This is a genomic window from Kitasatospora sp. CM 4170, from assembly GCF_032110285.1.
Taxonomy (GTDB): domain Bacteria; phylum Actinomycetota; class Actinomycetes; order Streptomycetales; family Streptomycetaceae; genus Kitasatospora; species Kitasatospora aburaviensis.
The window spans coordinates 546089-559764 of the sequence record NZ_CP134877.1 but is presented as its reverse complement, the minus strand read 5'-3'; the positions used below and the strand labels follow the sequence as shown (position 1 = coordinate 559764).

12 protein-coding genes are annotated in these 13676 nt (G+C 71.4%); 8 read left to right on the top strand and 4 right to left on the bottom strand.

Translation table 11 applies throughout. The features are described from left to right. Positions 1-104 precede the first annotated feature (104 nt). Both RMN57_RS02480 and RMN57_RS02475 read right to left on the bottom strand, forming a co-directional pair. Positions 105-302: a hypothetical protein gene (locus RMN57_RS02480; RefSeq protein WP_313761680.1), complete on the bottom strand. Its 198-nt coding sequence runs from the start codon at positions 300-302 to the stop codon at positions 105-107. Positions 303-373: 71 nt separating this feature from the next. Further along, positions 374-682, bottom strand: a complete 309-nt coding sequence (locus RMN57_RS02475; RefSeq protein ID WP_313761679.1) for an immunity 53 family protein — start codon at positions 680-682, stop codon at positions 374-376. 181 nt (positions 683-863) lie between these two features. Here RMN57_RS02475 and RMN57_RS02470 point away from each other — a divergent pair, with 181 nt between their 5' ends. The 4 genes from RMN57_RS02470 (at position 864) to RMN57_RS02455 (ending at position 5789) form a co-directional block, all read left to right on the top strand. Continuing rightward, positions 864-1526 (top strand): hypothetical protein, encoded by a 663-nt coding sequence (locus RMN57_RS02470; protein ID WP_313761678.1) that lies wholly within the window; start codon positions 864-866, stop codon positions 1524-1526. Positions 1527-1818: 292 nt separating this feature from the next. Beyond that, a complete protein-coding gene (locus tag RMN57_RS02465) occupies positions 1819-2751 on the top strand; it encodes a HEAT repeat domain-containing protein (RefSeq protein WP_313761677.1) in 933 nt (310 codons plus the stop codon). Between the two features lie 358 nt (positions 2752-3109). After that, positions 3110-4216, top strand: a complete 1107-nt coding sequence (locus tag RMN57_RS02460; RefSeq protein ID WP_313761676.1) for a mechanosensitive ion channel family protein — start codon at positions 3110-3112, stop codon at positions 4214-4216. Positions 4217-4439: 223 nt separating this feature from the next. Continuing rightward, a complete protein-coding gene (locus RMN57_RS02455; protein WP_313761675.1) occupies positions 4440-5789 on the top strand; it encodes a hypothetical protein in 1350 nt (449 codons plus the stop codon). A gap of 300 nt (positions 5790-6089) precedes the next feature. Here RMN57_RS02455 and RMN57_RS02450 read toward each other — a convergent pair whose 3' ends face one another. Beyond that, positions 6090-7370, bottom strand: a complete 1281-nt coding sequence (locus RMN57_RS02450) for an amidohydrolase family protein (protein WP_313761674.1) — start codon at positions 7368-7370, stop codon at positions 6090-6092. Between the two features lie 382 nt (positions 7371-7752). Between RMN57_RS02450 and RMN57_RS02445 the strand changes: the two genes are divergently transcribed. From RMN57_RS02445 to RMN57_RS02430, 4 genes are all read left to right on the top strand, one after another. Next, entirely contained in the window at positions 7753-8805 is a 1053-nt protein-coding gene (locus RMN57_RS02445; protein ID WP_313761673.1) for a helix-turn-helix domain-containing protein, read from the top strand. 313 nt (positions 8806-9118) lie between these two features. Continuing rightward, positions 9119-9451 carry a type VII secretion target gene (locus tag RMN57_RS02440; protein WP_313761672.1) on the top strand — a complete coding sequence of 111 codons (333 nt, stop codon included), beginning with the start codon at positions 9119-9121 and terminating at the stop codon, positions 9449-9451. Continuing rightward, positions 9448-10950 carry an alpha/beta hydrolase gene (locus tag RMN57_RS02435; protein ID WP_313761671.1) on the top strand — a complete coding sequence of 501 codons (1503 nt, stop codon included), beginning with the start codon at positions 9448-9450 and terminating at the stop codon, positions 10948-10950. The genes RMN57_RS02440 and RMN57_RS02435 overlap by 4 nt, the downstream gene beginning before the upstream one ends. A gap of 14 nt (positions 10951-10964) precedes the next feature. Beyond that, on the top strand, positions 10965-11495 hold the full coding sequence (locus RMN57_RS02430) for a hypothetical protein (RefSeq protein ID WP_313761670.1): 531 nt from the start codon (positions 10965-10967) through the stop codon (positions 11493-11495). Positions 11496-11643: 148 nt separating this feature from the next. On the opposite strand, the gene RMN57_RS02425 is transcribed toward RMN57_RS02430, so the two are convergent. Continuing rightward, a complete protein-coding gene (locus RMN57_RS02425; protein ID WP_313761669.1) occupies positions 11644-13569 on the bottom strand; it encodes an OmpL47-type beta-barrel domain-containing protein in 1926 nt (641 codons plus the stop codon). Positions 13570-13676 lie beyond the last annotated feature (107 nt).

The window sequence follows — 13676 nt, the reverse complement described above, 5'->3', positions numbered from 1 at the left end:
TGCGTCGGCGAGGAGCTTGACGGTGCGCATCACGTTGTCGCCGCTGCGCCTGGACGACGTCCAGGCACATCTCACGGGGGAGGACGAGCTGCTGGTCCGCTGGCTCAATCCGCCCAGGGCTCCACGGTCAGCGCCAGCGGCGCCGCACCGTCGTTCGTGACCAGCAACCGCGCGGTTCCCCCGACGAACATCTCCAGCACCTCGCCCTGCCTCTGCGGGCGATCTTTCAGGCACACCGTCCAGAGGTGCACATGACCTGCCGTCACACGGGCTCGGATCCGCCGGCGCTCGATCCGTACCACTCGCTTGAGTCAGCCCTTCTGATTCACCGCCCGGGAACGTTCGCTGCGCCGGTCTGGGGTTGGGTGACCGCTCAGGAGGAATTGGCGGTCGCCCAGGAGCGGAAGAGGGTGAGGGCCTCGGTGAGGTTGCCGGGGCCGCACGCGGCGTGAAACACCTTCTCTGCGGTCCACACCCAAACCCAGTCGTGCGTGCCGCGGTTGACGTTCTGGCGGGGGCACTCCCTGTCTTCCAGGTCCGTTTCCTCCAGGTCGATGGTGACGCTCCAGCCGGGGTTGTCGAGCGTCGCGATCTTCACGCCCCATTCGTGTTCCCAGTCGTCGTTGCACTGCGCGGCGTACCAGTCCTGCAGCCAGTCGAGGACGTGCTCCGAATCACTCATGGCAGGAGATGCTAGGCGAGCCGCCGATCGGGGCGAGGACGCGGCTGGTCCGACTGTTCGGAAGGAAGCGACGGCTGAGCCGGTACGAGCCCCGGAATCCGCACCGCCGGGCTCCGCCCCACCTCGGCCCTTCGTATGCGCTCACACACAGTAACCCTCGCAGTCGCGCACAGCCGGTACGATGCGCGCCGAACGAGTGGAGGAAGCTGCGGTGTACTGGGTCGGACTGTTGCTGTGCGTGCTGCTCGGCGGCGAACTCGGCGCGATCGTCGCCGGCATCTTCGCCTCCGACGTCGGCTGGAGCGTCTCACTGATCGTGATCGGCGCCAACCTCGCGCCGTGGACCGCGATGGCCGGTTTCGCTCTCCTGTTGCGCGGCCGTCGCCGTCCGCGCGCTCTGGCCGAGAAGCCGGAACCGCCCCGCCTGGAGCCCGCCATGGCCCGCATCGAGGCTTCCCGGGCCGTCGGCGAGGGGCCGGAGATACCGCTGCGCCTCGACCTCACCGTCGCCCCGACCGGCCGCTCCGCCTACCGCGCCCACGCCACCGCGGTGGTGAACCTGATGGACCTCGACCACTTCCGCGTCGGCCGCACCATCGTGGTCGACCACGACCCCGCCCGCCTCTGGGACGTCCGCGTCCACCGTCAACAGGGTGGCGGGTCCTCCGGACGGACCTCGCTCGCCAAGATCGACACTGCCCCGCCGGAGACCCGCCAGAGCGCTCCCGCCCGCCCGACCACGGCTGCCAACCTCACCCGCCGCGGAGGCGCCCTCCGCCCCGGCCTCCTCGCCGCCGCCGTGGGCGCCCTGCTCTCCGTCCTGCCGTTCCACACCTTCTACTGACCTCCCCGGCCGCGGCAGGCCGCACGTCGAGACCTCGGCATTCCGTGCCGGACCACCGGCGTGACGCCGCGCGCGGCGTCGTCGTCCGTAGCCTGCAAAGGCAGCCAGTGCCGGCCTCGCCGTACTGCTCCACGAACGGCCCGAACTGGTCACCGAGACGACCGCGCGCACCGCCCTGCTGGTCAACCGCCGCCTGCGCGGTGGCTTCCCCCGCGGCCAACTGCTCGCCGCGCTGCTCGCCGATCCGGGCTCCGCGCTGGCCGAGCGCCTGCTCGCCGCCACCGATCCGGGCGTGCGGCGGTTCACCCTGGACGCCACCGCGCACCGCGTGCGGCTGCGCGAACTCGCCATCCTCGCCGAGACCGACCGCGACCGCTCGGTCCGCACCCACGCCGCCGAAGCCGCGGCCCGGCAGGCGGTCTGGACCCACCAGATCGACCTACTGCACCGCCTCGCCCGCAGTCGCCACCCGGAGGTCCGCGCCGCCGGCCTGACCGGTCTGATGCGCACCGGCTCGCCGCAGGACGGACTACCGTTCCTCGACGACTCCTCCTCACTGCTCCGGGCGCTGGCCCGGGACGCGGCCCGCCGCACCGGCGTCGACGCCCTCGCCCACTACCGCACCGCCGTCCGGGAGACCAAGCCCCCCGTCGGCGCGATCGACGGACTCGCCGAGACCGGCACCCGCGCCGACGGCGCCCTGCTCACCGGCCTGCTGGACCACCCCACCCCGCAGATCCGCGTCCACGCGCTCCGCGCCCTGCGCGGCCTCGGCGCGCTACCCGTGGCCCGAGCCACGGACCTGCTGCGGGACGACTCGGCCGCGGTGGTCCGGGAAGTCGCCACCGCGCTTCTCCCCCACGCCGAGCACCTGCCCGTCGACCTGCTCTGGGACCTGCTCGCCGACCCCCGCCGGCCCGCGCTGCGCCACGCCGGCTACCGGCTGCTGGCCCGCCGCGACCGCGCCACCGCCCTGCGCGCCGCGCTCCTGCTCACCGGTGACCCGAACCCGCGCCTCGCGGTACGCGGCAGGGCCGACGCCACCGGCCGGATCCGCGCCCTTGCCCGGGAGCCCTGGCACACCCGCCCGGTCCCGTCCCTCGGGGCCGATCCCGCCCAGGCGGCCGACCTCCTCGCCCTCGCCCGGCAACACCGCGCCGAACTCACCGACGAGGTGGTCCACCGTCTGGCCGACGCCGTCGACGGGCCCCCGGCGACCCGCTGACCCCACCCGGCGGCCGCTCGGCCCCGCGGATCCCCGATGCGGCTGGCGGGTGCCTTCCCGACGGGTCGCCGGGCGAGGGAGGCCCGGGTGGGGCGGACCACCTTGGTGGACGTAGCGCCCGTCTGATCAATGATCACCTCGATGCTCCCGCCGGTCGGCCGAGCGACCGGCAGGCGGGGGTCCGACTGTGGCGGCGGCCGGGCCATGGGGCAGGATGGCAGTCCGTTCGGAATGCGTACATTCGCTCCAACGTGGCTGCGCACAAACACGACCTGACAGGCGACAAGGTGACCACACAGCACATACGGCGGCCGGCGCCGGCCCATTCCCTCGCCCTCCACGCAGCGGGGGCGGGACGGTGACCCGGGACCTGGTCCTGCACGACTGGGTGGTGGCCGGCATCGCGCTGGCCTCCGGCTGTGTGGCCGGTCTCGTGCTGCGGGCTCTGATGAAGTGGCTGGGCAAGCACGCGAGCAGGACCAAGTGGAGCGGGGACGACATCATCGTCGACGCGCTGCGCACCATCGTCCCCTGGGCGGCCGTGATCGCCGGGGCCGCGGTGGCCGCTTCGGCCCTGCCGCTCACCGCACGGATGGGGGGTCTGGTCGACCAGTCGCTGACGGCCGTGCTCATCGTCATCGCGACGCTCAGCGCGGCCCGGGTGGTGGCCGGGCTGGTGCAGTCGGTGGCCGCGTCCCGGACGGGCGTCGCGGCGTCCGCGACCATCTTCGTCAACATCACCCGGATCGTGGTGCTGGCGATGGGCGTCCTCGTAGCCCTGGAGACGCTCGGGGTGTCCATCGCCCCGCTGGTCACCGCCCTCGGAGTGGGCGGTCTCGCGGTCGCGCTGGCCTTGCAGGACACCCTTGCCAACCTCTTCGCGGGTGTTCACATCCTCGCCTCGAAGACGGTCCAGCCGGGCGACTACATCCGGCTCACCAGCGGGGAGGAGGGGTACGTCGTCGACATCAACTGGCGCAACAGCGTGGTGCGCAACCTGTCGAACAACCTGGTGATCATCCCCAACGGCCGTCTGGCACGGACGAACATGACCAACTACTCCCAGCCCGAGCAGAAGCTGTCGATCCTGGTCCAGGTCGGGGTCGGCTACGACAGCGACCTGGAGCACGTGGAGAAGGTCACCCTCGACGTCGTCGACAGCGTGATGGCCGACATCAGCGGTGGGGTGCCCGACCACGAGGCGGCCGTCCGCTTCCACACCTTCGCGGACTCCAGGATCAACTTCACCGTGATCCTGGGCGTCGGCGAGTTCAGCGACCAGTACCGGATCAAGCACGAGTTCATCAAGCGCCTGCACCAGCGGTACCGGACGGAGGGCATCTCGATCCCCGCGCCCACGCGCACGGTCACGCTCCAGCAGGACGGGCCGGACGCACCGTCGTCCCTCCCCCCGGTGCCGCACCAGTGGGACGCGTCGTCCGAAGCGCTGGCGGACCGGCGGTAGCCGCCGCCGGGGCTGGGCGGTCTCCTGGTTCCCCCTGCTGCCGGACCCGGTTGCGGCCCGGGTCCGGCACCGGGCCGGCACGCTGCCGGCGCCGGTCCGGTACGAGGCCGCAGTCGAGCCTTGCGGCGCAGGGTGGGCATGACGGAGGATCAGACCGACCCGCCATGATCGACTTCTGATCGGTCACGGCGTTCAGCCGATTCTCTTCCAACCGGGGGTACCGATGACCACGCACGCAGACCGGCAGCACGACGGTGGCATCGAGGATGCCGGCCGCCGGCCCGGCCGCCGGGCGCTGCTCGCCGGCATGACCGGCGCGGGGGCACTCGCGGGCGGCATCGCCCTCGGCACCCGCACCGCCTCGGCGGCGCCCGCGGCGGTCACCGCCGGCCCGGCCGACTACGTGGTCGACGTCATCGCCAACGGCGCCGACGCGACCGGCCGCACGCCCAGCGACGACGCGTTCCGCAAGGCCGCCCTGCAGCTGCTCGGGGGCGCCCCCAAGACCGGCTACTCGCCCAAGAAGGTGCTGCTCGTCCCGCCGGGCACGTACCTGCTGACCCAGCCCGACTCGCTGCTGCCGATCACCCACGGCACCGACAACCCGGGCGTGATCGACGGCATCTCCATCAGCGGGTACGGCAAGCGGCTCTCGCGCATCGTCTACGCGCCGACCACCCCGAACACGGTCTTCTGGACCAACGACGACCGCTACAAGAACATCCGTTTCAGTGGCCTGACGTTCGAGGGCCGCGACGCCACCGCTACCTTCAACCTCGCGCTCTCCTCCAAGGGCAAGGGCGTCCAGGACACCTGGTACACCGACGTCGAGTGGCACGGCACCTGGAAGGCCGGCATCGTCCTGGACGGCCCTGCCGGCACCTCCAACCTCAACAGCGAGATGGGCTGGGACCACTGTCAGATCAGCGGCTCCTACGCCGACGCCTTCCTGGTGATGGGCGGCAAGCCGGCCGAGGGCCAGCAGGACCAGTTCCTCAACTACTGGTTCCGTGACTGCAAGGTCGAGTTCCAGTCCGGGATCTTCGTGCGCAACGAGCGCGGCGGGTCGATGAACTTCATCGGCGGCTCGTACATCCTCGTGGACGAGGAATCGACCGGCACCTTCTTCAAGCTCAACGCCAACAGCCCGCGGAACGACTCGGTGATGCGGCTGTACGCGCAGGGCATCCGCTTCGAGGTGCGCGGCAAGGACCACAAGGTGATCGACTCGGCCTGGTACAAGGGCACCATCACCTTCGTCTCCTGTGACGACACGGCGAACTCCTTCAAGCCCTTCGCCCCCGGCGCCACCCCGCACGTCTACCGCTTCAACGCCGTCAACCCCTCGCGCGGGCCGATGATCCGTTACCAGGACTGCGCCCTGCTCGGCTCCCACCACGTGACGACGGCCACCGTCACCACGGCCGGCAAGGTGCTCTACGACGGCTGCCGTTTCGCCGACATGACCACCGCCGCCACCGCCCTGCGCTGGACCGGCCCCACCCCCTGGTACGAGTTCCGCGACTGCCTCGGCGAGGGCGTCCGCATCCCCGACGTCAAGGCGGCCCAGTAACCGCTCGGCCCGGCACTCACGGCCAAGGGCGTTGACGGTGACGCGCAGGCCGCAGCAGCTCGCTGCGGCCTGCGCCGCGGAGGAGCAAACGAGAGCCGGCCGGGTACGCAACGCCTTGGGGGAGCGCGGAGCGGCGGCCGGCGCCGTCGGCCCACCGCGCTCACGCGCGAACCAGGGTGCGCGGATCAGGGGGCTCGCCGTCCCAGCCGTGCGTGGAGAAGCCGCATCCTCCGGACAGGTAGAGCGGCCTGGCCCGGTTCGAAGGTGCGGCAGCAGCCGACGGCGCAGGCGGCGGCCCGGTCAGTCGAGATCGTTCTTGTGGACGACGCCGCCCTTGACGATGAGGCGCAGGTTGCGTTCGGGTTCGGCGAGGACGGACAGGTCGGTGGTCGGGTCGCCGTCGACGACCAGGAGGTCGGCCCAGGCTCCCGGCGTGACGACGCCGAGCGGCGCCGCTCGGTAGGGGTCGCGGCGGCCGGACAGACGGAAGAGCTCCGCGTTGCCGGAGGTGGCCAACTTCAGGGTCTCGACCGGGCTGAGGTACTTGCCGAGCCGGACGAGCATCCGGATCTGCCGGTCGGCCTGCGTCGGATCGAACACCAGGTCGGTCCCGAAGGCGAGTCGCACGCCGTGCCGGAGTGCCCAGCCGAAGGTGCGGGCGACGCCCTCGCACACCTCGCGGTTCTTGTGGGCGCTGTCCGGGGAGGCGTAGTGGTGGTCGTCGACCTCGAACGGCTGCGTGCTCAGCCACACGCCCCTCTCCGCGAGGTGGCGGACGGTGTCCTCGTCGACCAGGTGCCCGTGCTCGATGCAGCGCACCCCGGCGTCCACCGCGCGGCGCACGCCCTCGGAGGTGTAGACGTGCGCGGTCACGTAGGTGCCCCAGTCGGCGGCCGCGGCCACGGCGGCCTCCAGTTCCGCGGTGGTGAACTGCAGCACGTCCAGCGGGTCGAACTCGGAGACGACGCCGCCGCCGGCCATCAGCTTGATCTGCGCCGCGCCCTTCCTCAACTGCTCGCGCACCGCCGCGAGCACCCGTTCCGGCCCGTCGGCCACCCGGGTGAACCCGATCTGTTCGGTGCGGGCCTGCGGACCGCCGAACGCGGTCGGGGTGTCGTGGACGGCCCCGAAGTCGCCGTGCCCGGAGGTCTGGGAGACGGCGGCCTGGCTCGGGTAGATCCGCGGGCCCGGGAACAGTCCCCGGTCGAGGACCCGCCGCAGCGGCTCGGTGTCGCCGGCCATGTCCCGGACCGTGGTGAAGCCGCGCATCAGCATGTCACGGGCCGAGGCCAGAGCCTGGTAGTAGACGGTGCCGGTCGGTGCGAGCTGGAGGTCCGCCATGGTGCCGCCGACCGCGAACAGGTGGACGTGCGCGTCGGTGAGCCCCGGCATGAGCGTGCCGCCCCCGCCGTCCAGGACCGTCGTTCCCCGGGCGCTGCGCGGGGGCGGGGCACCCAGCACCACCTCCGCGATCCTGTCCCGCTCGACACGGACGTGTCCCGGCACCGCCTCGTCCCCGATCCCGTCGAAGACGCGCACGTTGGTCACCAGCAGCCCGGCTCCGGGGTGGTCGACATCCATGCCGCCATCCTCGACCGGCCGAGCGGCCCTCACCAGGGGGCACACGGGAGCCGAACGGGGCCACACCCCGGTGGAGCAGCGTCCGTGGAACTCCTGCGGGCTGCCGTCCGCACGGGCTGCCGAGAAGGCCGCCACTGCACGGGTCCTGCCGTGCACGGATCCTGCCGCTGCACGGATCCTGCCACTGGAGGCGGTCCGCCGCCTGCCGGGTGACATGGGAAGATCGTCACCGATGTGCGAGGCGTGCGGGTGCCGCTTGAAACGCGCCGCTGAAAGCGCGCTCCTTGAGGCGCGTTCGTTCAAGCGAGCCCCGTTCGCAGCGCGTTCTGCTCTGCGCCGTCCGCGCTCCGGTGTCAGGTGCACGAGGGATGGGGGCTTTGGGATGTGGCACAGCGCTTCCGCCGCCGACGCGGCGGCGGCGGACAGGTTCGAGTGGTTCGCCGACATCGTCGCCAGCTCCCTGATCCCCGTCTGGATGCGCAGCGACCATGCGGCCGACTTCGAGGCCGACGTTTCCGTGCTCGACCTCGGCGCGGTGCAGGTGTCGAGGTTCTCCCACGTGCCCCTCGACTCGAAGCGCACTGCCGCGCACATCAGGCAGGGGGATCCGGAGCAGTACCAGCTGGCCCTGGTGACCGGGAACCCGATGTGGATCTCTCAGCAGGGCAATGACTCGGGCCTGATCGCCGGCGACCTCGTGCTCTGGGACAGCTCCCGTCCCCAGGTGGCCGGTTGTGGCGACGAGGGCGGCCGGTCGAACTCCGTCATCCTGCACCTGCCCCGGACGGCCCTGCCCCTGCCGCCCAAGCAGATGGACCGCCTGCTCGCCACGCGCATCCCCGCGCAGACGGGCCTGGGCGCGATCCTCGCCGGCTACCTCACCACGCTGACCACCCACGGCCCCGACTGCCGGTCCGAGGACCTGGTCCGGATGGGGCGGATCGCCCTCGACCTGACCGCCGCCTGCCTCGCCGATCGGCTCGGCACCCCTGGCGACCTGCCGGCCGAGACGCGGGCGCAGGCCATGCGGGAGCGGATCGACGCCTTCATCGACGACAACCTCACCGACCCGGGGCTGACCCCGTCCGCGATCGCCGCCCACCACGGCCTCTCGCTGCGGACCCTGTACGAGCTCTTCCGCGACCGGGACGAAAGCGTCGCGGCGACCGTCCGCCGGCGCCGGCTCGAACGGTGCCGCACCGATCTCGCCCGTCCCGAGCTGCGCGGCCACCCGGTCCAGGCGATCGCCGCCCGCTGGGGCTTCACCAGCGCCTCCGGCTTCAGCCGGACCTTCCGCGAGGTCTACGGCCTCACCCCCACCGAGTACCGCGACCATGCCCTGCACGGTCTGCCGGACGACCGGTCCTGCCTCGCCGCACGCAATGCCGAGGAATCCCGCACGCTTCGGATACCCCGGCAGGTCAAGCGCTCGTAGGCTCCTGCCCCGCAGGCATCGGACGTGATCGGCGAGGGCGAGGGACTCCTCCGGAGCACAGCAGAAGGCGTCGACCGGCCGTCTCCGGGGCAACGCGCAGGAAGGCCCTGAGGGAGTGACACGTCCGGCCCACTCAAGGCCGCGACCGACCTGGCGCCGAGCAGAGTGCCGAAGCCCTTCGGATGATCCACTACGCTGATCCGCCGAGACCGGGTCCAGGGCGGCCGGTGCCGGGCTTCCACGGAGCCGGCGGTGCTGCCGCCGGGCAGGGCGCGGACGAGCGAACGCAGTCAGGTAGGAACGGGGGGCAGTTGTGGCGGGGTATACGGTCAGACCGGACGAGTTGGACGGTGCGGGCAAGGCGGGCAAGGAGGTCGCCGGGCAGATGCGCGGGGAGCTTCCGGCGTACACGCAGGAGCACTACTCGGACCCGAAGAGTGCGGACGCCCCGAGCAACGGGTTGTACGGCTGGAAGATCGGCAGCGCCGCCGACCGTTGCTGGGACGTCTGGCACACCCACCTGAACAACCTGGCCGGCCAGCTGGAGGGCGCGGCGGGCAACCTGATCACCACCGCCGAGAACTATCGCAAGGCCGAGCAGACCGGCGTGCTCCGGCTCGACGGCACGCCCGGGGGTGCGCAGTGAGCGAGGACGTGTACTGGAACAAGCTGCGTTCCGCCGACGTCAGCCACCTGCACGCCGCGGCCGACCGATGGGAGTCCGTCGCGCAGAAGCTCACCCACCATGCCGCCGACTGGCGGGTCAAGACTCATCAGCGGGTGCTCAACTCCGGCTGGACCGGCGACGCCGCCGCCGCGGCCGAGGCGCAACTGGGCGTGCTGGAAAGTCAGTTGAAGAACTGCCAGCAGGAGATCGAGAGCATCCGTCTGCGGTTCCGCGATGCCGCCGACGACCTCCTGCTCCTGAAGGCGGACCAGGCGGCGCTGAAGCACGACTGCGAGGCCCAGGGCTTCTGGCTGTACGAGCCGGACGGCCGGCTGCCGCAGGTCCGCATCAAGATGGAGGACGAGGCGAGCGGCTCCCCGGGCATGGTCGGCAACGACCCGGAGTTCCAGCGGCAACTGAGCGCTCTGAAGGCCAAGCGCCCGGAGATCGAGCAGAAGATCAAGGACTTCGACGAGCGGATCCGGAACTTCGACGAGCTCTGGGCGGGCAGCATCAACCACCTCGCCGACGTGGGCCAGAAGGACACGGTCGACGAACAGACCGCCGCGGACGACCTCCTCCACAGCCAGTGGAACAGCGTCATCCCGGCCGACATCCAGGACAACAAGGACCCGAAGGCCTCCGCCGACTGGTGGAACTCGCTGCCCGAGAGCACCCGACAGCAGCTGCTCAAGGACTTCCCGGGCGTGATCGGCAACACCGACGGCATCCCGGCACAGGACCGGGACGCCGCGAACCGGCTCTATCTCCCGCAACTGCGTGATCAGATGGCCACCCAGCTGGCCGGCGGGCAGCCCGACCCCGGGGTGACGCAGACCAAGCTGGACGGGCTGAACGCCCTGCAGAAGCAGCTCGACGCGCCGTCCAACCCGCCGATGATGCTGCTCGGGGTGGGGGGCAGGGGCCCGATCGTGTCCTACGGGAACCCTGACCAGGCGACGAACATCGCCAGCTACGTCCCGTCCAAGGGCGGACTGGACGAGACCTTCGTCAACGGCGACCTCGGCTACGGTCGCCAGCTCGCGGTGGCCGCCCACCAGGCCGACCCCAAGACGTCCACCGCCACCGTGGTCTGGATGAACTACGACGCGCCGCCCCGGGTGGCCGGCACCTCGATCTCGATGACCGGCGGGTCCGGTGGGGGCGACGACGGCAGCCAGCCGTTCAGCCAGTTCCAGAACGGCCTGAAGGTCACCCACGACGGCCGGCAGCCCAACCTCACGGCGATCGGCACCGGCTACCACAACGGCACGCTGATGGGCGCCACCCAGGGCACCAACTGGTCGGGCAACACCGTGGTGACCGGTGACAGCGGCTGGTCGGAGGACATGGACGTGAAGAACGTCGCGCTGCGCACCGCCGGCGACGCCGACCTCAGCGATCCCGCCACCCTCAAGGCCACCGCCAACGTGGTCACCGGGCACGGCGACCGCAACAAGCCGATGGCGCCGAGGTGAGCGGGGGTCGGGCCGTGCCCGGGGAGAATCAGGGGGTCGCGGACCAGGCGGGTGCCGCGAACCGCTGCGAGGCGCTGCTCCAGCACACTCTGGAGGCGGTACGGCCCGCGTTGACCTGGCAGCACGGTGTCCCGACCGCCGGCGAGGTGATGCTCGCCCACGGGACGACGGACGGCTCGGCCCGGTGGTACGTCAGCCGGAACCGCAACATCCTGACGGTGGTCTCGCCGGCCCGGCGCGGAGCCCTGCTCGGCGTGGTCGAGCGGCACTGGCGGCGCAGCGGACACATCATCAGTTCGGTCAACGCCGACCACGAGATGCCCGGGCTCTACGCCACCACCGTCGACGGCTACCGCCTGGGGCTGGACTTCGGAACCGCGGGCAACGCCTATGTGACGGCCACCTCGCCTCCGGTCGCCCGGACCGAGCGGATCAGCCATCCACCGGGGACTCCGGGCATCGCCCGGTACCCGGGCGGCCACGCGGACCTGGCGCCGCTGCCCTCGGCGTTCTGCCCGTTCTGGTCGGACCGCGACGGCGGCTGAGGTGGGCCCGGCGCCCGGCCGGGAACCACCATGGGCCGCGGACCTTGCGCGGTGCACCGGTTGCCCTCCCGCGCCGCACCCACCGCGGCCCCGGCCCACCTCGCGGTGGGCCGGGGCCGGGTGGTGTGCGTCAGGTGAGGGCCGGGGCTCAGCCCTCCTGGGAGGCGTCGGACGCGTCCCAGGGCTCCGGGCCGCGCGGGTCGCAGTCGATCCGGATCTCCAGGCAGTGCACCTCCTCCACGTTCTGCGCGTGGTCGTCCGAGCGGTACTCGACCTCGTGGCGGCCGTCGCCGCTCACCGTGAAGGGCCCGGTGTAGCGCGTCCACTCGCCGCCGTCGACCCGGTAGTCGGTCATCGCGACGCCGCTGATGTCGTCGGTGGCGTCGAGGGTGACCTGGACGTCGGAGTGGTAGACACCGTGCCGGTCGGGCTGCGGGTGGGTGCGCGCGGTGGTGACCGGCGGCTGGGTGTCGAGCGGCAGCTCCATCGCGGCCTCTTCGAGGTCGACCTCGTTCTCCTCGGTCGGGGCCGGAACCCCGGTCGCACCCGAGTGGGCGATCGAGCCGCCGCGCAGCTGGATGCTGCCCCAGTCGTCGTGACCGTTCAGCGCGGTCTGGAACCCGTCGTTGTTGGTGTCGAACGCGACGGTGTTCTGGTTGATCATGCCGTCACAGTTCCAGTCGACCTGGGCGGCGCTGGCCTGGACGGTGACGAAGCGGGAGCCCTGCTTGGTGTTCGGGCACCAGTGGGTGACGTCGTAGCCGGCGGTGCTGGCGGGGAACTGGCGCTCGTTCAGCGTCGGTTCGTTCAGCGAGCCCACCGCCCGCGAGTAGTCCATCACGCCGGTGGTGGTGCCGATCGACAGGCCGCCCATCTGGTAGGAGTAGTTCATCACGCTGAAGTACTGCGGCTGGTGGTTGGGCGTGTCGGCGTTACCGGCGTGCTTCAGGCCCAGGTCGTGCCCCAGCTCGTGCATCAGCGTGCCGGCCTGCTGGTTGGTGCTGCCGACCCGGTTGTCGAAGCTGCCCAGGCTGACGATGAAGTCGCTGCCCGGCACGCCGGCGGCGACGCCGGAGTAGGTGACGCCGGGCTGGAGGTTGTGCGCCGCGATGGCGTAGTGGAAGATCGAGCTCCGCCCGGTGCTGATGAAGCCGCCCGTGGCCGTCTTGATCTTGGTGAACTCGTCCCAGAGGTAGCGGCCGTTGGAGTCCACCGTCCCGAGGTTGGCCACCTCGGTCTGCTTCTTCGCCTTGCTGAGCGTGCCCCAGGTGGTGTTCTTGGTGTAGTCGAGGATGCTGTCCGGCCCCGCGTCGACGTGCAGGTTGATCCCGGTGGTGGGGCTGTGCCGGTTGAACGGGGAGTTCTTGAAGGCGTCGACGACCTTCCGGATCGCGTCGTTGGTGAGCGCGTGGTTGTGGGTGTCGTCGGCCATCCAGTCGACCTGGACGAAGATGTCCGGCTTGTTCACGTCGGCGCCCATCGCCTTGAGGTCGATGAACTGGTCGGGGCTGCCGTCGCTGGGCTTGATCGTGACGCCGTTGCGCTTCCAGTCGTCCGGGATCCCGTCGCAGGTGGTGGAGTTGCAGTCGACGGTGAAGACGACGGGGGTGAACGAGTCGGTGCCCCCGGTGTGGCTCGCCACGTAGCCCATGGGCGCGGTCTCGGTGAAGGTGTTCGGCTCGTCGAGCGGGGCGGGGACGTTCCAGCCGAGCGTGATCACGGTGCCCTGGCTCTCACCGCTCACCTGGTAGCTGACGGTCCCCGACGCGCCGTTGGAGCCCTCGCACACGCCGACGTTGAACTGCCCGGTTCCGCCGAGGGCGGCGAGGCGCGCCGGCGGGTTGGTGTAGGCGCACCCGTTGGTGACCTGGAGGTTGGCGAAGGTCAGGTCGCGGTCGCTGCTGTTGACGAGGTTCACCCCGAGCACGCCGCCCGCCCGGCGCGCGGCCGCGGCGGGGGTGATGGCGGCGACGAGGGTGAGCAGGGCGAGGGCCAGTACGAACAGTGGCGCCAGGCCGCGGTGCCGGGTGATCCGCGGGAGCGCGGCGACACCGGGGGAATGATCTGTGGTCATGCGGTCACGCTAAGTGCCCGCCCGCCGCGAACCTGTCATGACCCGTCGAACAGTCACCCCGTCGGAGGCGCACCGGTCACACTGCCGGCGCCCGACCGGTTCGCCGA